The organism is Nonomuraea terrae, from assembly GCF_004348995.1.
GTDB classification, from domain to species: Bacteria; Actinomycetota; Actinomycetes; order Streptosporangiales; family Streptosporangiaceae; genus Nonomuraea; species Nonomuraea terrae.
On record NZ_SMKQ01000032.1, the window covers coordinates 39,522 to 56,269 of the forward strand.

A 16,748-nucleotide genomic window follows, 5' to 3' on the forward strand; every position below is an offset into this window, starting at 1 on the left:
CGAGTGATGTTCTAGAGGAGGTCATGTGACTGGTCTGCCACTTCCAGCCGAGCTCGCCGCGCGGGCCCGGGACGTCCTCGCCGGACGCGTCCAGCCGGTGCCCGCGCGCAACGCCGCCACGGTGGTGCTGTTGCGCCCGGGCCCTCAGGTCTATTTGCTCCGGCGCAAGTCCACGATGGCCTTCGCCGCGGGCGCGTACGTCTTCCCCGGCGGCTCTGTCGACGTGCGCGACGCCGACCAGGCGGTCGCCTGGGCCGGGCCGTCGCCCGCGGAGTGGGGCGCGGCCTTCAACACCGATGAGCGGCTCGCCCGGGGCCTGGTGTGCGCGGCCGTACGCGAGACGTTCGAGGAGTCCGGCGTGCTGCTGGCCGGGCCGGGGCCCGACTCGGTGGTGGCCGACACGACGGGCGACGACTGGGAGGCCGACCGGCTGGCGCTGATCGACCGGAGCCTCGCCTTCGCCGACTTCCTGGCCAGGCGCGGGCTCGTGCTCCGCGCCGACCTGCTCAAGCCCTGGGCGCACTGGATCACGCCGGAGATCGAGACCAGGCGCTTCGACACGCGCTTCTTCGTCGCCGTGCTGCCCGAGGGCCAGCGCACCCGCGACGTGGGCGGGGAGGCCGACCGGGTGGTCTGGCAGCGCCCGGCCGAGGCGCTGGGGCTGGCCCGCCGGGGGGAGATCTTCCTCATGCCGCCGACCCACCGCACGCTGAGCGAGCTGTCGCAGTACGACGGCGTGGGCGGGGTCCTGGCCGCACCGCGCGAGATCGTCACGATCATGCCGCGCGCGGTGGAGATCGAGGGCGAGATGCGGCTGGTGACGGCATGAGCGGCCTGTACATCCCCGTCGGCACGCCGGACGGGTCGCGTACCGACCACGCCGAGAACCTGCTCGCGCCGAACCCCTCCGTGATGACCCTCGACGGCACCAACACGTGGGTGATCGGCGCCGGTGACGAGGTCGTCGTGGTCGATCCGGGGCCCGACGACGAGTCTCACCTGCTGCGCGTACGCGACCATCTCGGTGAGCGCCGCGTCACCGAGGTCCTGCTCACCCACGGCCACATCGACCACAGCGGCGGCGCCCGGCGTTTCGCCGAGCTGGTGAAGGCGCCCGTCCGCGCTCTCGACCCGCGCCACCGGCTGGGCGGCGAGGGGCTGGGCGACGGCGACGTGGTGAGCGCGGGCGGCCTGGAGCTGCACGTGTACGCGACGCCGGGCCACTCGTTCGACTCGTTGTGCTTCTGGATCCCGCAGGACCGGGCGATGCTGACCGGCGACACCGTGCTCGGCAGGGGTACCACGATCGTCGCCCGCGACGGCGGCCTGGCCGACTACCTGCGCAGCCTCGACCGGCTCAGGGCGGCGGCGGAGAGCCTGGAGGCGCGGGCGCTGCTGCCAGGACACGGCCCGGTGCTGCCCGACCCGATCGGCGCGCTCGACGGCTACATCGCCCACCGGCGCGAGCGCCTCGACCAGATCAGGGCCGCCCGCGCCAAGGGCGCGCGCACGCCGCGCGAGATCGTCAAGATGGTGTACGCCGACGTCGACCGCTCGCTCTGGCCGGCCGCCGAGATGTCGGTGGCGGCCCAGCTCGACTACCTGGACCGGTTGTAGAGCCGGTCGATGTCGAGGATGACCACGGCCTTGGCCTCGATGCGCAGCCAGCCGCGCTGGGCGAAGTCGGCCAGCGCCTTGTTGACCGTCTCGCGGGAGGCGCCGACGAGCTGCGCCAGCTCCTCCTGGGTGAGGTCGTGGTGGACCCGCAGGCCGTCGTCGGTCTTGGTGCCGAAGCGCTCGGCGAGGTCGAGCAGCTGCTTGGCGACCCGGCCGGGCACGTCGGTGAACACCAGGTCGGCCAGCACGTCGTTGGTGCGGCGCAGGCGCTGGGCGAGCGCGCGCAGCAGGTGGAGTGCGACCTCGGGGCGGCCGGTGAGCCACGGCCGCAGGTCGTCGTGGCCGAGCCCGGCCAGGCGCACCTCGGTCAGGGCCGTGGCCGTCGCCGTACGCGGTCGCGGGTCGAACAGCGACAGCTCGCCGAACATCTCGCTCGGCCCGAGCACGCTGAGGAGGTTCTCGCGCCCGTCGGGGGAGGTGCGGGACAGCTTGATCTTGCCCTCCAGCACGACGTAGAGGCGGTCGCCCGTCTCGTTCTCGTGGAAGAGCGTCTGCCCCTTGGACAGCTGGACCTCGGTGATGCTCGTCCGCAGCGCCGCGGCGCTCTCGCGGTCGAGCGCGGCGAACAGGGGGGCCTTGCCCAGCACGTCTTCGGTGTTCACTCTGCCTCCTCTGCTGCCCATTGTGACTCACCCCACTCCGGGCGGCACACAAACAGATTATGGGAATGCCGGAGTGGTCTGGTCTTGTCCAGGCACGCTGAGGTGCGTGAAGTCCATGGGGAAAGGTACCTGATGCGGCGGTTTGTTCCGTCCGCGGTCCCCTGGAAGCTCAGCCCGCGCGGGACAGCAGGTCGTCCACCGAGGCCATCGCCGCCGCGACCGACCGGCCGAGCAGGACGCGCACCAGGTCAGCGGCCCTCGGACGGGACGCGGCGCCGGGGTGGCGGCAGCGCTCCACGGCGATCCGCAGCACGGGCGGCAGCACCCGCACGTCGCCGTCCGCGGCGCCCGTGGCCGCGAAGACCACCAGATCGGCCCAGGCCCGTACGTCGTCCGCGGGCTCACCGGCGGACGCGCAGCCGACGAGCACCTGGCCGCCGGGCCCGAGCGCCACCTCGTCGGGGCGGAGCCGTACCCCCGAGGTCGTGTGGACCATGGCCGCCGCGCACCGCACGGCCACCCGGTGCAGCGCCGGGCCGCGCAGCGGTCCGCCCACCCGGACGAACTCCGCCAGCGTCGAACTTCCCATGACAACCCCCTTCGGTGGTGTCAGGTTGTACGCGGACCAGGCCGTCCAGGGTTCAACCGTTCGCGGAAGCTTCTACGCTGGCGGCATGGCGACGAAAGCGGCGGGGGGCCGGCAGGAGACCCGGCTCGCACTGGTGCGACGGGCCCGCAAGATGAACCGCGTCCTCGCGGAGACCTACCCGGACGCCCATTGCGAGCTCGACTTCGGCAACCCGCTGGAGCTGCTGGTCGCGACCATCCTCTCGGCCCAGTGCACCGACAAACGGGTCAACATGGTGACCCCGATCCTGTTCGCGAAATATCCGACGGTCGAGGACTACGCGAGCGCCGACCGGTCCGAGATGGAAGAGATCATCCGCTCGACCGGCTTCTTCCGCGCGAAGACCAACAGCATCATCGGCATGGCGCAGGCGATCTGCGAGCGCTACGGCGGCGAGGTGCCAGGCAAGCTGAAAGACCTGGTCAGCCTGCCCGGCGTGGGCCGCAAGACGGCCAACGTGGTGCTGGGCAACGCCTTCGACGTCCCCGGCCTGACCGTCGACACCCACTTCCAGCGCCTCGTACGCCGTTTCGGCTGGACCGAGGAGACCGACCCCGTCAAGATCGAGCACGTCGTGGGGGAGCTGCTGCCCCGGCGCGAGTGGACGATCTTCTCCCATCGGGTCATCTGGCACGGCCGCCGCATCTGCCACGCCCGCAGGCCCGCGTGCGGCGTGTGCCCGCTGGCCGCCCTGTGCCCCTCGTACGGCGCCGGCCCGACCGACCCCGGGCAGGCCGCCAAGCTCGTCAGGTCCGGGCCCTTCTCCTGATGCCGGGAAGTGATCGAGCACTCGTCGTGTTGGAGGTTTCGTGACCCAAGTGCCCGACTGGCTCGAACGTCTGGCGGCGCAGGCGCAACAGGCCAAGGTCCCCCGCTACCTGCTTCCCCCCGCCGACGGCGGCAGGGAGGCGGCGGTGCTGATGTTGTTCGGCGAGGGCCCGTTAGGGCCTGACGTGCTGCTGATCCAGCGCAGCACGCGCGGACGTCGCCACCCGGGGCAGCCGGCCTTCCCGGGAGGCGGCGTCGATCCCGGCGACGGCGGGCCGGTCGGCGCCGCGCTGCGCGAGGCGGAGGAGGAGACCGGGGTCGATCCGACCGGCGTCCACGTCCTCTGCACGATGCCGGAGCTCTACCTCAACCACAGCGACAACCGCGTCACGCCCGTGGTGGCCTGGTGGCGCGTCCCGTCGGCGGTGCACGCGGCCTCGCCCGACGAGGTCGACTCCGTCGAGCGGGTGCCGATTGCCGAGCTGGTCGATCCCGGCAACCGCATCATGCTGCGCCACCCGAGCGGCATGGCGGGCCCGGCGTTCCGGGTGCGCGGGATGGTGGTGTGGGGGTTCACGGCGATGGTGCTCGACTCGGTGCTGCGCGCGGCCGGGCTGGAACGCCCGTGGGACACCGCCAGGGTCGAGCAGTTGCCGCCCGACATACTCGGGCTGGCCTCCCGCTCCTAGCGGGCGGCCCACAGCGCCACGCCGAGCGAGGCCCAGCCCGCCACGTCGGCGTCGGCGTCGGCCGCCAGCGCGCGCAGCGTCTCCAGGCCCGCCCGGTCGGGCGGATCGCCCAGCACGTGCTGCAACGCGTACGCGGCGCCGTACCGGACTCTGGGGTCGTCGTGGCCGGCCAGGTCGATCACCGACGGCAGCGAGCGCGGGTCGGCCAGGTGGCCGAACGCGATCAGCACCGAGTAGAGCACCATCGCGTCGTCCTCGCTGGCGGCCAGGTAGCGCAGCACCGGCAGCGTACGGTCGGAGAAGGCGTGGAGCATGCCCATGATGTCGACGCCGAGCAGCCGCTCCGCGACGGTTTCTGCGGCGCAGAGCCGGCGGGCCTCGATGAACGACTCGAGATCGCCGCGCTGGCGCAGCATGGAGATCACGTGCCAGCGCAGCGGCCCGTCGGGGTCGGTGTCGCTCAGAGCCGCCCGGATGAGTTCGCGCACTGTTCCCTCGGCCCCCGGCATACCGCCCAAGATAGTCAGGCGGGTGACGCCGTCCTGATCGAAGACGTGCACGCTTGACTCTATCGCTGGCTACCTTTGAAGCGTGCGCGGTGATCTGCTTGACCTCATTCTGATCGCCCTGGTGATCGCCTTCGGCATCTCCGGATATCGGCAGGGCTTCATCATCGGGGTGATGAGCTTCGTGGGGTTCGTCGGCGGGGCCGTGCTGGGGGTGTTCATCGCGCCCCCGATCACGAACGCCGTCGTCGAGGGCGACACACCCCAGGCGCTGCTCGCCATCGTGATCGTCTTCCTGTCCGCGACGGTCGGCCAGTTCGCCTCCTCGACGCTCGGGGCGGTGGTGCGCAGCCACGTCACGTGGGAGCCGGCCAAGGTGGCCGACGCGATCGGCGGCACGTTCGCCAGCGCGCTGTCGGTGCTGGTGATCGCGTGGCTGATCGGCTCGCTGGTCGTCTCCAGCACCTTCACCCCGCTCGTCGACCAGGTGAAGAACTCCGCGCTGCTCACGACGGTCGACGAGGCCCTGCCGCAGGCCGCCCGCAACTGGCAGCAGCCGTTCAAGAAGTTCATCGACCGCTCGGAGTTCCCGCCGGTCTTCGACGCGATCGGGGCCGGTCACCTCATCGACGTGCCGCCGCCCGACCAGAGCGTGCTGCAGGGGGCCAAGCTGGCCCGCGCCCGGCGCGGCATCGTCAAGGTGCAGGGCAACGCCGACAGCTGCAACAAGCACATCGAGGGCACCGGCTTCGTCTACGCGCCCGGCCGCATCATGACCAACGCCCACGTGGTCGCGGGCGTCAACCGCGACCTGCAGGTCATCGACTCCACCAACACCCGCCACTCGGCCGTGGTGGTGCGCTACAATCCGCGGCGCGACATCGCCGTCCTGTACGTGCCTGGGCTCGACCTGCCGCAGTTGCCGTTCGACGACGAGGCCGAGCGCGGTGACAACGCGATCGTGGCCGGCTTCCCCAAGGGCCGGGGGTTCACTGCCGCGCCCGCCCGCATCGGCGGCCAGCTCACCGCCGAGGGCCCCGACATCTACCGCGCGAACACCGTCCGGCGCGAGGTCTACGCGATCCGCGGCGAGGTGCTGCCCGGCAACTCCGGCGGCCCGCTGCTCACCGTCGACGGCCGGGTCTACGGCGTGATCTTCGCCGCCGCGATCAACGAGGAGCAGACCGGCTACGTCCTGACGGCCGACGAGGTCGCCCCCGACGCCGCCGCGGGCCGCAACGACACCACGCCGGCCAGCACGCAGGACTGCGACTGACGGCTCCCCAGAGCGACGAGCCTCGTTTCGCTCGCTTCAATGTGATAGCTTCTCACAATGTGATAGGTCATCACATGGAGGAGTGGCCATGAAGGCGCGCAGACTCGGCACCACCGACATCGAGATCAGCCCCGTCGGGCTGGGATGCATGCAGTTCTCCGGCACCAGGAACGTGGCACGGCTGATGATCAGGCCCATCGACGAGGACGCCGCCGCGGTGGTGCGGGCCGCGCTCGACGGCGGCGTCACCTGGTTCGACACCGCCGAGATGTACGGCGCGGGCAACTCGGAGGAAGTCCTGGCCGCCGCGCTCAAGAAGTGCGGCGTCGCGCCGGGCCAGGTCGCCGTCGCCACCAAGTGGGCCCCGCTGGGGCGCACGGCCGCCAGCATCACCCGCACCATCGGCGACCGCCTCGCCCACCTCGGCGGCTACCCCGTCGACCTGCACCAGATCCACATGCCGACGGGCTCGCTGTCGAGCCTGACCGCCCAGCTGCGGGCCATGGCCGCGCTGGCCAGGGCGGGCAAGGTCAGGGCGGTCGGGGTGAGCAACTTCTCCGCCCGCCAGATGCTGCTCGCCCACCGGGTGCTCGCCGCCGAGGGCGTCGCGCTGGCCGCCAATCAGGTCAGGATCAGCCTGCTGCACCGCGACATCGAGCGCGACGGCGTCCTGGAGACCGCCCGCCGGCTGGGCGTCACGCTGATCGCGTACTCGCCGCTCGACGGCGGGCTGCTCACCGGGCGCTACCACGACGACCCCAAGCTCGCCCGTACGGCGCCGGTGATGCGCAGGGTCTTCGGCCGCCGCGACCTGAGCGCGCGCGGCCTCGCGCGCACGGCGCCGCTGATCGACGCCATGCGGCGGATCGCCTCCGGCTACGGCGTCACGGTCGGGCAGGTGGCGCTCAACTGGGTCGTCACCCGCTACGGCGACACGGTCGTGGCCATCCCCGGCGCCTCCAAGCCCCGCCAGGCGGCCGAGGCGGCGGGCGCGATGGGCTTCACGCTCACCGAGGCGGAGGCCGGAAAGCTCGACGAGCTGTCACGCTAACCTGAGGCCGTGCCCCGGACCACCAGACGCGACCGCTACCACCACGGCGACCTGCGGGCCGCGCTCATCGACACCGCGATGGAGCTGATCGCCGAGCAGGGGGTGCAGGGCTTCTCGCTGGCGGAGGCGAGCAGGCGGCTCGGGGTCGCCGTCAGCGCCCCCTACCGCCACTTCGCCGACCGCGACGAGCTGCTGCTCGCGGTCGGCGTACGCGCGGGCGAGCTGCTCGCCACGGCCGTCTCGGCCGAGATCGGCGGCGACTCCCACGAGGCCCGGCTGGTGGCGGTGGCCAGGGGATACGTCCGCTTCGCCGCCCGGCGCCGGGCGTTGTTCGAGGCACTGTTCGGCACGCTGATGCCGGCGGGCGAGCCGGAGTTCGAGCGCGCCACCCAGCCGGTGAAGGGGGTCTTCCAGACGGCCGCGACCGCCCTGGCGGGCGGCGACCCGGTGGCCGCCGAGTTGCTGGGGTCCGCCGTGGCCGCCGTCGCGCACGGGTACGCCGGGCTGCTCAACCTGGGCATGCTCGGAGCGGGAGACGACGCCGTGGAGCTGGCGGTGGCGCGGGCCGAAGCCGCCACCCGGGCGCTGATCGCGGGCCGGTCGGCGCTGAGCTAACCGGGAAGCTTGGCCAGGATCAGGGCGATGGCCTCGCCGGGATCGGTGTCCTGGGTGAGCGTCGAGGCCGCCTTGCCGACGGCGTCGTATGCTCCGCCGTACGACTGGGCCTTGGCGGCGCCGCGGCTGAAGAGGGTCACGGCCCCGCGCCCGTTGCCGCGCTGCAGGTGGGTCAGGCCGACGCAGATCTGCGCGAGACCCTGCCACAGCTCGCGCTCGTCGTCGGGGGCGCATTTCCAGCGGCCCTCGAACACCTCGTGGGCGTTGAAGGGCAGGCCATCGCCGAGGAACCGGCGGCCGTCGGCGAGAGCCTGCTCGGTGGTCGGCGCGTAGTCGTCGGGGACGCGGGCGACGCCGGGGGAGCCGTACGGGAGCGGGCGGCCGAAGGTGTCGCGGGGCCGGGCGTTGCGCGGCCTGCCCTCGGGGTCGCGGTCTCTCATCGGTCGGGCTCCGGATCGTTCAGCCAGCCGAGCAGCTCGGTGTCGAACACGTCGGCAACCTCCTCGTGCGGGAAGTGGCCGGCCCCCTCCATCAGCCTCCACCGGTACGGGGCCGCCACATGACGGCTCGAACCGATAGCCGTGCGCGGCAGGACCACCGGGTCGAGCGCCCCGTGCACCTGCAGGGTCGGAGCCTCGACCGGTGTGCGCATCGCCCTGGCGTAGCGCCGGCCGTCGGGTCGAAGCTGAGAACGGCCGAACCAGCGGTGGTATTCCAGCGCCGAGTGCGCCACGGCAGGGATGCGGAACGCCTCGCGGTAGGTGCGCGACTCGTCGGGCGCGGGCCAGCCGGGCCGGGAACGTTCGTCCAGCAGCCTGCCGACCAGGGCCGCGTCGTGGCGGGTGAGGCGGTGTTCGGGCAGCAGGGGGAGCTGGAACCCGATCGCCCGGCGGCTCGCCTTCAGCTGCCCGAACGGGTCGGCCACCAGCGACCTGCGCACCCGCAGCGGATGCGGGGCCGACACGACGACCAGCCGGTGGACGCACTTGGGGTCGAGCACGGCCATCGTCCAGGCCAGCAGGCCGCCCCAGTCGTGCCCCACGACGGTCGCGCACGTCTCGCCCAGCGCCCTGATCAGCCCGGTCGCGTCGGCGGCCAGCGTGGGCAGGTCGTAGCCGCGCGGCGGCTTGTCACTGCCGCCGTAGCCGCGCAGGTCGGCCGCCACCGCCCGGTATCCGGCCCCGGCCAGGGACGTCAGCTGGTGGCGCCAGGTCCACCAGAACTGCGGGAACCCGTGCAGCAGCAGCACCAGCGGGCCCTCGCCGGCCTCGACGACGTGGAAGCGGGTGCCGCCGGCGTGCACCGCGCGGTGCGTCCAAGGGCCCTCGACCTGGACGACGGACTCGTCAGGCGCCATCACGGGTCACCGGCTCGCGGTCTGGGCCGCGCGCGGGCACGACCTCACCGTCAGGGGCGGCGATCTCCTTCAACCCCTTGATCGACCGGGCGGTGCGCTTCATCCCGGCCAGGCCCTTCAGCCGCCGCACCCCGAGGAACACCGCCAGACCCGCGGCCAGCAGGTAGATGACCGTCACGATGAGGAAGGCCAGCCAGTGGGGCATCACCTGGGCCAGCGCGTACGCGATCGCGAACGAGGCGAGGATCAGGCACAGGTGGGCCATGAACGCGGCGGCGGCGAACATCCCGGCCGCCGTGCCGACCCGTTTGGCGTCGAACCTGAACTCGGCCTTGGCCAGCTCGATCTCGGAGCGGACCAGGGACGAGATGTGGCTGGTCGCCTCGGCGACCAGCGAGCCCAGGGAGTCTTCCTCGGGAGTCTGCGGCATGAAACGTCTCCTATCGGGGCCGGGTGGCCGTGTCAAACATCATCCAGCGCCCTGGCGACGCCTGCGTACCCGTGTGCCGGCACCGCCCGATCCCCGGGGCGGGTGCGATGTCCGACAGTCTCGCCAGGCCGGGCCGTGATGACGGCCAGGCTCCGCCGAACACGCCGGGGAGTTTCCTGGCGAGCACGGGTCCCGTTCCAGAACTACCCGATCGGACAAGATAGCGCCCGGGTGTGATCCCCGAACGTCTTGGTTCCCCTCTCCCCGAACAGCGAGAGCGCATGCCCGGAAATCTCCGGGCATGCGCTCTCGTGTCGGGTCTAGTCCTCCTGCTTGGCGGACGGGAGCTTCTCCGAGATCAGGTTCATCACCGTGCTGTCGGCCAGCGTGGTGACGTCGCCGATGCTGCGGTTCTCGGCCACGTCACGCAGCAGGCGGCGCATGATCTTGCCGGAACGGGTCTTCGGCAGCTCGGGCACCACGAGGATCTGGCGCGGCTTGGCGATCGGGCCGAGCGTCCTGGCCACGTGGTTGCGCAGGTCGGTGGCGATGTCGTCGTTCTCCTCCGCCGAGCCGCGCAGGATCACGAACGCCACGATGCCCTGGCCGGTCAACGGGTCGGTGGCGCCGACGACCGCCGCCTCGGCCACCTTCGGGTGGCTGACCAGAGCGCTCTCCACCTCCGTGGTGGAGATGTTGTGGCCGGAGACGAGCATGACGTCGTCCACGCGGCCGAGCAGCCACAGGTCGCCGTCCTCGTCCTTCTTGGCGCCGTCGCCGGGGAAGTACATCCCCTCGAAGCGGCTCCAGTAGGTGTCGATGTAGCGCTGGTCGTCGCCCCAGATCGTGCGGAGCATCGCCGGCCACGGCTCGCGTACGACGAGGAAGCCGCCGCCCCCGTTGGGGACGCTGTTGCCCTGGTCGTCCACCACGTCGGCGACGATGCCGGGCAGCGGGCGCATCGCGGCGCCCGGCTTGCCCGCGGTCACGCCGGGCAGCGGGCTGATCATGACGGCGCCGGTCTCCGTCTGCCACCAGGTGTCGACGACGGGGCAGCGGTCGTCGCCGATGTGCTCGCGGTACCAGACGTACGCCTCGGGGTTGATCGGCTCGCCGACGGAACCCAGGATGCGCAGGCTGGACATGTCGTACTTGGCGGGGATGTCGTCGCCCCACTTCATGAACGTCCGGATGGTCGTGGGCGCCGTGTAGAGCAGCGTGACCTTGTACTTCTGCACGATCTCCCAGAACCGGCCACGGTGCGGCGTGTCGGGGGTGCCCTCGTAGATGACGCTGGTCGCGCCGTTGGCCAGGGGGCCGTACACGATGTAGGAGTGGCCGGTCACCCAGCCGATGTCGGCCGTGCACCAGTAGATGTCGGTCTCTGGCTTGAGGTCGAAGACCGCGTCGTGGGTCCAGGCCGTCTGGGTGAGGTAGCCGCCCCTGGTGTGCAGAATGCCCTTCGGCTTACCGGTGGTGCCGCTGGTGTAGAGGATGTAGAGCGGGTCTTCCGCGTCGTGCGGCTCCGCGGTGTGCTCGTCGCTCTGGCGGTCGACCACGTCGTGCCACCAGACGTCCTTCTCGCCGATCGTGACGTCCCCGCCGGTACGCCGTACGACCAGGACGTGCTCCACCTGCGGGCACTCGGCGACGGCCTCGTCGACGGTCGGCTTGAGCGCGTTGGGCTTGCCCCTGCGGTAGCCGCCGTCGGCGGTGATCACCAGCCTGGCGTCGGCGTCCTCGATCCGGCTCTTCAGCGCCTGCGTCGAGAACCCGCCGAACACCACCGAGTGGATCGCCCCGATGCGGGCGCAGGCCAGCATCGCGATCGGCAGCTCGGGGATCATCGGCATGTAGATGGCCACCCGGTCGCCCCTGCCGACGCCCAGCTCCTGCAGCGCGTTGGCGGCCTTGGAGACCTCGGTCTTCAGGTCGTTGTAGGTGAGGACGCGGGAGTCGCCCTCGGGCTCGCCCTCCCAGTAGTAGGCGACCTTGTCGCCGCGCCCCTCCTCGACGTGACGGTCGACGCAGTTGTAGGCGACGTTGAGCTCACCGCCGACGAACCACTTCGCGAACGGGGGGTTCCACTCGAGCGTCGTGTCCCACCGCTTGGCCCAGGTCAGCCGCTCGGCGGCGCGCTCCCAGAAGGCGAGGCGATCGGCGGCGGCCTCGTCGTAAGCGGCCGCGGTCACGTTAGCGGCCGCCGCCAGGTCAGCCGGCGGCTCGAACCGGCGGTTCTCCTGCAGCAGGTTGGACAGCGCCTGGGTTTCGTTACCAGCGGTCTCCGGGGCCACCTCGTGCTCCTTCTATGGCCAGATTTGGATAGGTCGTGTCCCACTTCACCAGCTCAGGACCTCCGTACACAAGAGGTCTAGACAGGTCTGTACCTCGGGGTCGAAGGCGGGGTGCGTCTTATCACTTCGCATGACAAACGCTATTGAAATGTTGTCATCCTGAAATAAGGGGAATGTGTGGGTGGGGCAGGAGGCGGGTTCCCAGCGCTTTATGGGCCCCCTCCACGGTCCTTTCTCGCGGTACGGGGAGCGTCCCAGGGTGCATTGAGGCCTCGCGGCGGGGCGGAACGGCGGCGTGTTACCGAGGGTCATGTTCGGCGCTCGGCCCTCTCCGTCCGCGCCTACGACCGATCGGCCGACTCGGACCCGGCTACTTCGTCGGCTGCGGTGGCTTGTCCGTCCTGGTCTTCTCGCTCTGTGTCCTGCGGCGGGTTGGCCGCTACCCGTGCTGGTCTTCTCGGCCGGTGCCCTGCGGTGGGCTGCTTCGTCGGCTGCGGTGGGTTGGCGGCCTACCGTCTTGGTCTTCTCGGCCGGCGCCCAGCGGCGGATTGACCGCCATCCACGCTGTGCTTCCTGGTCGGCGCGGCCGGATTGACCTTTACCCGCACCGGCCTCCTGGCGAGCGCCTCTGTGGCGGATCGACCGCTACCCGGACTGGACGTCTTGGCCGGCGTCCGGTGGCGGGTCGGCCGCTGCTTGTGCAGGGCCTTTCGTCTGCGGCTGCGGCGGGTTGCTGTCCGCACCGGACTTCTTTCCATGCGCGGGGGTGATCGCTACCCGCACCGTGTTTCCTGGCCCGACGCCCCTGGGACCGCTTGACCGCTACCCGCAGGTAAGGTCAGGTCACGTGAGTGACCCCTTGGCCGTCATCGCCCAGTTCCCCGGCGTCGCGGAGGCGGTGGACGAGGCCCGGCAGGCCGTCGACCGGCTGTACCGTCACCGCGTCCTGCGCCGGGCCAGCCCCGCGGTCTCGACGGAGTCGTCCCTGCGCGGCGCCCGAGCCTCGGCCGCCATCGAGGGTGTGGACGTACCCCTCGACGCCCTGCGCAGGGACGAGATCCACGATCCCGTCGTACAGGGTGCGCTGCGCGCGTCGGCCGAGATGGGACGGCTGGGCCCGACCTGGCGCAAGGCGCCCAGGCAGGTGCTGGCCCGGCTGCACGCCGTGGCGGCGGCCGGGCTCGCCCCGGAGGCGGCGCTGGGCCGTCCCCGCGACTCCGACGACGCCCCCGACCCGCTCGGCCTCGGCCCCGCGCCCGCCGCGGCCGACACGTCCGTACGCATGGAGAGCCTGTTCGACCTGCTGGAACAGTCGGCGAAGGCGCCCGCGATCATCCTTTCCGCCGTGGTGCACGCGGAGCTGGCGGTACTGCGCCCGTTCGGCACGGCCGACGGCGTCGTCGCGCGCTCGGCCGGGCGGTTGACACTGGTCGAGTACGGGCTCGATCCGAAGTCGCTGGTGGCGGTGGAGGTGGGGCATCAGGAGCTGCCGTACGCGGAGGCGTTGCGGGCGTACCTGAGCGGGAGCCCGGAGGGGGTGGCGCAGTGGATACAACACTGCGCCTCCGCGGTAACCCTCGGCGTACGCGAAACCACGGCGATCTGCGAGGCCATGCAACGAGGCTGACCCCCACTTCGCCGGCCCTTACCGGCCTTCGAACCCTTGGCGTCGTGCCAGTCCCGCCGCCTCGGTGGCCGGGCCGTTCAGCACCATCCGCGATACGACCCGCTCGCGGTACGGCCGTTCCGGGGCCTTCGTCACCGGGACGACGCCTGTACCTGCGGTGATGCGGCAGTTGAGGGACCTGCGGTGGTTCGGTGTCTTTCGGGGGTGCGTTTCGTAAGGTTCTTTCTCGGTACGGCTGTCCCTGGGTTTCGTGGTGTGGGCGCTGCCACCTGCGGCGGTGCGGCAGTCAGGGACCTGCGGAGGCGCGGCGGTTCCTACGGCGCGTTGGGGGGCATTTCGCGACGTGGCTGTTCCGGTGCCCATTGCGGCCCTGACCCGGGCGGCCATGGTGCCGCCGCAGCTCAAGACCTGTGGCGGCGCGATAGCCCGGGACTTGCGGCGGTGCGGTAGTTCGGGACCCGTGCTTGACGGTCCCGTAGCTGAGGACCTTTCGCAGCGAAGCTCTCTGGAATCCTGCGCCGTGCGCTGAGGTCGTGGCTTTCGGCGACTCTCGGCCGTGCTACTGCCCGAACCCTCAAGATCTTGGGCCGTGTCACCGCCCGGACCTTTCATGAACCGTGGCCGTGCCGCTGTTCAAAGCTCGTGATCCGAGCCCTCCCGAGCCTCCCACGGGCTGGCGATACGGATATTTCCCGACATAGCGGACGGCGTCTCAATCCTGAGACGCCGTCGCTTTGCGCACCACGCCGGGTTACCAAGCGTGCACCTGTATCCGTCGGACCGGGTCAAGCCCGTCTCGACGCGCCTCCCGCGGCTGGTCGCGCGTGGGTACCCGACTGATGCACCCGGACCGGAGTCCGTATCTACTTTCTACGTCCGATCCGCCCTGATGGGAACCCCTCCGGCCAAGACCTTTACCCGAGTGTGCACCGGGCCGTCGCGCGTTATGGCGATCCGGAACGAGGAGTCGTGGATCCGCGATGGTCACCGATCACAGAGGGTGATCAGCTTTATGTGATCGTTATGAGTCGACGAAAAAAACTTGGCGAAAAAGCGAGATTGCTCCTCGACGTAACTCGAGTCGATCGGGCAGCATACGTTGGTATCGCCTGAAACTGGAGCGACGCGCACGGGATTGCTTTGCAACTCCCTTGCCAGGTTCCGGTTAGGTGATGAAAGCTTTCTTCTGAAACGGGACCGGCTCTACCCCCCCGGAGCCGGACCGGCAGGCGACCCCCGCTCTCCCCCCCGGCGGGGGTCGCCCTTTTTCCAGGGCAAGCCTCCCGCCTCACGCAGCGGCCACTCCACATCCGTTCGCCGCCCGCGAACCACATCCCAGGGCCATGCCTCTGCGGCTCACCGCGCTCCAGCGGTCTCGGGTTCAGCACCCTGCCGCCGAACGAGTCCTCGGCGCGGATCGCTCAAGATTCTCTCCGCCCGCACCCTCCGGATCACCGCCATGGGCGGGCCGGGTGGCGGAGAGTCCACCAGGCGAGCCGGTCGTGGCCGCCGCCTGCACGCCTGCACGCCTGCACGGACGTCTGCTTGCCACAACCCATGCGTGCCGTGAACCTGTGTGCCACCCATGACCGAGGCTGTGCGCCTGCGTCTCACCGTTCTTCATGACCCGCGGCTGACAGCGCCGTCCAGCGCACCCGCCTTCATGCTGCCGCCGCCCTTCTCCGGCCACATCCGGTTGCGCACGCCGTGATTCCTAAGCAGTGGACCCGCATGCTGATCTGCCGTCCGGGTCGAAGATCGTGCTTCGCTTGCGCTTGCCGATCGCGTGCCCCAGCCTTCTTTCGCGGCCGAGGTCGTTCGCACAAGGACGAGGACCTACTGCCACGGACGCCATCCAGCGGCAGGTCTGTGCGTCTGCCCGGCGCTTCACTCGCGGACCGGGGTTGGGGCCCGCGAGCCGTGGACGTGACCTGGTCCAGGGCCTGCGGGCCAACAGGGACCATCGGCCATGCGTCGGCGAAGACCCGTCGTCCACAGCTGTGGACCAGCGCGCCACCGGTTATCCACAGAACCCGTTCCAGCGCCCCGCCGCCGCGACCGCCTCCGGCAAGGTGGGCCACCAACATCCACCCACCGCCGGGAGAGGCCGACCCCACATGCATCGCCCATTGGTCATCACCGAGGACCACGCCCTGCTGGACGACCTGGTCCGCATAGCCGCCGCGGCCGGCGCGCAGCTCGACGTGGCCCACGTCCCCGCGCACGCCCGCCCGTACTGGAACCTCGCCCCGCTCGTCGCGGTGGGAGCCGATCAGGCGGACGCCGTGGCCGCGGCGGCGCCACCCGCCCGAGAGCAGGTCGTCCTCGTCACCCGCGAGCCCGACGACCCCGACACCTGGCGCAAGTGCGTGGCCGTGGGCGCCCAGACCGTCGTGACCCTGCCGAGCGACGAGCGCCACCTCGTGGAGCGCTTCGCCGACGCCATGGAGCCCGACCCCCGCTCCGGATCCGTGACCTGCGTGATCGGCGGCCGGGGTGGGGCGGGCGCGAGCGTGCTGGCGGCCTGTCTCGCCCTGAGGGCTTCAGCCGACCACCTCCGTACGCTCCTCGTCGACGCCGATCCGCTGGGCGGCGGCATAGACGCGTTGCTGGGCCACGAGGAGGCGCCAGGAGCCCGCTGGGGCGACCTGGTGGCCAGGGAGGGCAGGGTCAGCTCCAGCGCGCTCCAGGCGGCGCTCCCGGCGTTCGGCGATCTGGCAGTCCTGTCCTTCCACAGAGGCGACGTGGCGCCGATTCCCGCCCAAGCCATGCGTTCGGTCCTCGAAGCAGGCACCCGAGGCTTCGACCTGGTGGTCGTCGACCTCCCCCGCCATCTCGACCCAGCCTCGATCGAGGCTCTGACCAGGGCGAAAACCACGCTTGTGGTGGCGACGGCCGACGTGCGAGGCATCCTTTCCGCCTCACAGGTCCTCTCCGAGACGCGCAAGCACACCGCCGACATCCGCGCGATCCTCCGTCCCGGAGTCCTCGACGACGAGGTCGTGGTGTCCTCACTCGGTGTCCCACCGGCCGGCAACCTCCCCGACCAGCCCAGACTCACCGCCACTCTCAACCGCGGCGAGCTCCCCAGGCTGGGCCCCCGCACCGTGCTCGGCAACCTGTGCACGTCCCTCCTCCGAGACCTCCTGCCGGCCACATGACCCCCACCCAGCGGTCAAGCAACCCGTACTCCACCACCGACATCCCATCCAGCCACCCGCCCCCAAC

16 protein-coding genes are annotated in these 16,748 nt (G+C 71.1%); 9 read left to right on the top strand and 7 right to left on the bottom strand.

Features of this window, described 5'->3' with window-relative positions; genetic code table 11:
- Positions 1–34 precede the first annotated feature (34 nt).
- Positions 35–829 carry an NUDIX hydrolase gene (locus E1286_RS14040; RefSeq protein WP_132612501.1) on the top strand — a complete coding sequence of 265 codons (795 nt, stop codon included), beginning with the start codon at positions 35–37 and terminating at the stop codon, positions 827–829.
- On the top strand, positions 826–1,617 hold the full coding sequence (locus E1286_RS14045) for an MBL fold metallo-hydrolase (protein ID WP_132612468.1): 792 nt from the start codon (positions 826–828) through the stop codon (positions 1,615–1,617). The genes E1286_RS14040 and E1286_RS14045 overlap by 4 nt, the downstream gene beginning before the upstream one ends.
- Here the strand turns inward: E1286_RS14045 and E1286_RS14050 are convergent.
- Positions 1,599–2,279 carry a Crp/Fnr family transcriptional regulator gene (locus E1286_RS14050; RefSeq protein WP_246074851.1) on the bottom strand — a complete coding sequence of 227 codons (681 nt, stop codon included), beginning with the start codon at positions 2,277–2,279 and terminating at the stop codon, positions 1,599–1,601. The two genes, E1286_RS14045 and E1286_RS14050, sit on opposite strands and share 19 nt — an antisense overlap.
- A gap of 169 nt (positions 2,280–2,448) precedes the next feature.
- The gene (locus tag E1286_RS14055) at positions 2,449–2,868 is read right to left on the bottom strand and encodes a hypothetical protein (RefSeq protein WP_132612472.1); all 420 of its coding nucleotides are present in this window, start codon (positions 2,866–2,868) and stop codon (positions 2,449–2,451) included.
- 85 nt (positions 2,869–2,953) lie between these two features.
- Between E1286_RS14055 and nth the strand changes: the two genes are divergently transcribed.
- Together nth and E1286_RS14065 are read left to right on the top strand one after the other, a co-directional pair.
- Entirely contained in the window at positions 2,954–3,676 is a 723-nt protein-coding gene (nth, locus tag E1286_RS14060; protein ID WP_132612474.1) for an endonuclease III, read from the top strand.
- Positions 3,677–3,716: 40 nt separating this feature from the next.
- On the top strand, positions 3,717–4,364 hold the full coding sequence (locus E1286_RS14065; RefSeq protein WP_132612476.1) for an NUDIX hydrolase: 648 nt from the start codon (positions 3,717–3,719) through the stop codon (positions 4,362–4,364).
- On the opposite strand, the gene E1286_RS14070 is transcribed toward E1286_RS14065, so the two are convergent.
- The gene (locus tag E1286_RS14070) at positions 4,361–4,873 is read right to left on the bottom strand and encodes a HEAT repeat domain-containing protein (RefSeq protein WP_132612478.1); all 513 of its coding nucleotides are present in this window, start codon (positions 4,871–4,873) and stop codon (positions 4,361–4,363) included. The genes E1286_RS14065 and E1286_RS14070 overlap by 4 nt on opposite strands.
- An 82-nt stretch (positions 4,874–4,955) precedes the next feature.
- On the opposite strand from E1286_RS14070, the gene E1286_RS14075 reads away from it, so the two are divergent.
- From E1286_RS14075 to E1286_RS47810, 3 genes are all read left to right on the top strand, one after another.
- A complete protein-coding gene (locus E1286_RS14075; protein WP_132612480.1) occupies positions 4,956–6,146 on the top strand; it encodes a MarP family serine protease in 1,191 nt (396 codons plus the stop codon).
- Between the two features lie 88 nt (positions 6,147–6,234).
- Positions 6,235–7,197, top strand: coding sequence for an aldo/keto reductase (locus E1286_RS14080; RefSeq protein WP_132612482.1), 963 nt, complete (start codon positions 6,235–6,237; stop codon positions 7,195–7,197).
- Between the two features lie 9 nt (positions 7,198–7,206).
- Complete coding sequence (locus E1286_RS47810) at positions 7,207–7,812, top strand: TetR/AcrR family transcriptional regulator (RefSeq protein ID WP_165969726.1); 606 nt, start codon at positions 7,207–7,209, stop codon at positions 7,810–7,812.
- Here the strand turns inward: E1286_RS47810 and E1286_RS14090 are convergent.
- From E1286_RS14090 to acs, 4 genes are all read right to left on the bottom strand, one after another.
- On the bottom strand, positions 7,809–8,252 hold the full coding sequence (locus E1286_RS14090; RefSeq protein WP_132612484.1) for a DUF309 domain-containing protein: 444 nt from the start codon (positions 8,250–8,252) through the stop codon (positions 7,809–7,811). The two genes, E1286_RS47810 and E1286_RS14090, sit on opposite strands and share 4 nt — an antisense overlap.
- Positions 8,249–9,169, bottom strand: a complete 921-nt coding sequence (locus E1286_RS14095; protein ID WP_132612486.1) for an alpha/beta fold hydrolase — start codon at positions 9,167–9,169, stop codon at positions 8,249–8,251. The genes E1286_RS14090 and E1286_RS14095 overlap by 4 nt, the downstream gene beginning before the upstream one ends.
- Positions 9,159–9,599: a phage holin family protein gene (locus E1286_RS14100; RefSeq protein ID WP_132612488.1), complete on the bottom strand. Its 441-nt coding sequence runs from the start codon at positions 9,597–9,599 to the stop codon at positions 9,159–9,161. Before E1286_RS14100 ends, E1286_RS14095 begins: the two co-directional genes overlap by 11 nt.
- Before the next feature lie 320 nt (positions 9,600–9,919).
- The gene (acs, locus tag E1286_RS14105; protein WP_132612489.1) at positions 9,920–11,893 is read right to left on the bottom strand and encodes an acetate--CoA ligase; all 1,974 of its coding nucleotides are present in this window, start codon (positions 11,891–11,893) and stop codon (positions 9,920–9,922) included.
- An 847-nt stretch (positions 11,894–12,740) separates the two neighbouring features.
- On the opposite strand from acs, the gene E1286_RS14110 reads away from it, so the two are divergent.
- Positions 12,741–13,520, top strand: coding sequence for a Fic family protein (locus tag E1286_RS14110; RefSeq protein ID WP_132612491.1), 780 nt, complete (start codon positions 12,741–12,743; stop codon positions 13,518–13,520).
- A 2,117-nt stretch (positions 13,521–15,637) separates the two neighbouring features.
- Positions 15,638–16,681 (top strand): septum site-determining protein Ssd, encoded by a 1,044-nt coding sequence (gene ssd, locus E1286_RS14115; RefSeq protein ID WP_132612493.1) that lies wholly within the window; start codon positions 15,638–15,640, stop codon positions 16,679–16,681.
- The last annotated feature ends 67 nt before the right edge of the window (positions 16,682–16,748 follow it).

Bases quoted from the DNA above. Each gene is read 5' to 3' on its own strand.
- E1286_RS14045 (WP_132612468.1), top strand. From the start codon at position 826: ATGAGCGGCCTGTACATCCCCGTCGGCACGCCGGACGGGTCGCGTACC.
- E1286_RS14055 (WP_132612472.1), bottom strand. From the start codon at position 2,868: ATGGGAAGTTCGACGCTGGCGGAGTTCGTCCGGGTGGGCGGACCGCTG.
- nth (WP_132612474.1), top strand. From the start codon at position 2,954: ATGGCGACGAAAGCGGCGGGGGGCCGGCAGGAGACCCGGCTCGCACTG.
- E1286_RS14070 (WP_132612478.1), bottom strand. From the start codon at position 4,873: ATGCCGGGGGCCGAGGGAACAGTGCGCGAACTCATCCGGGCGGCTCTG.
- E1286_RS14080 (WP_132612482.1), top strand. From the start codon at position 6,235: ATGAAGGCGCGCAGACTCGGCACCACCGACATCGAGATCAGCCCCGTC.
- E1286_RS14090 (WP_132612484.1), bottom strand. From the start codon at position 8,252: ATGAGAGACCGCGACCCCGAGGGCAGGCCGCGCAACGCCCGGCCCCGC.
- E1286_RS14095 (WP_132612486.1), bottom strand. From the start codon at position 9,169: ATGGCGCCTGACGAGTCCGTCGTCCAGGTCGAGGGCCCTTGGACGCAC.
- E1286_RS14100 (WP_132612488.1), bottom strand. From the start codon at position 9,599: ATGCCGCAGACTCCCGAGGAAGACTCCCTGGGCTCGCTGGTCGCCGAG.
- ssd (WP_132612493.1), top strand. From the start codon at position 15,638: ATGCATCGCCCATTGGTCATCACCGAGGACCACGCCCTGCTGGACGAC.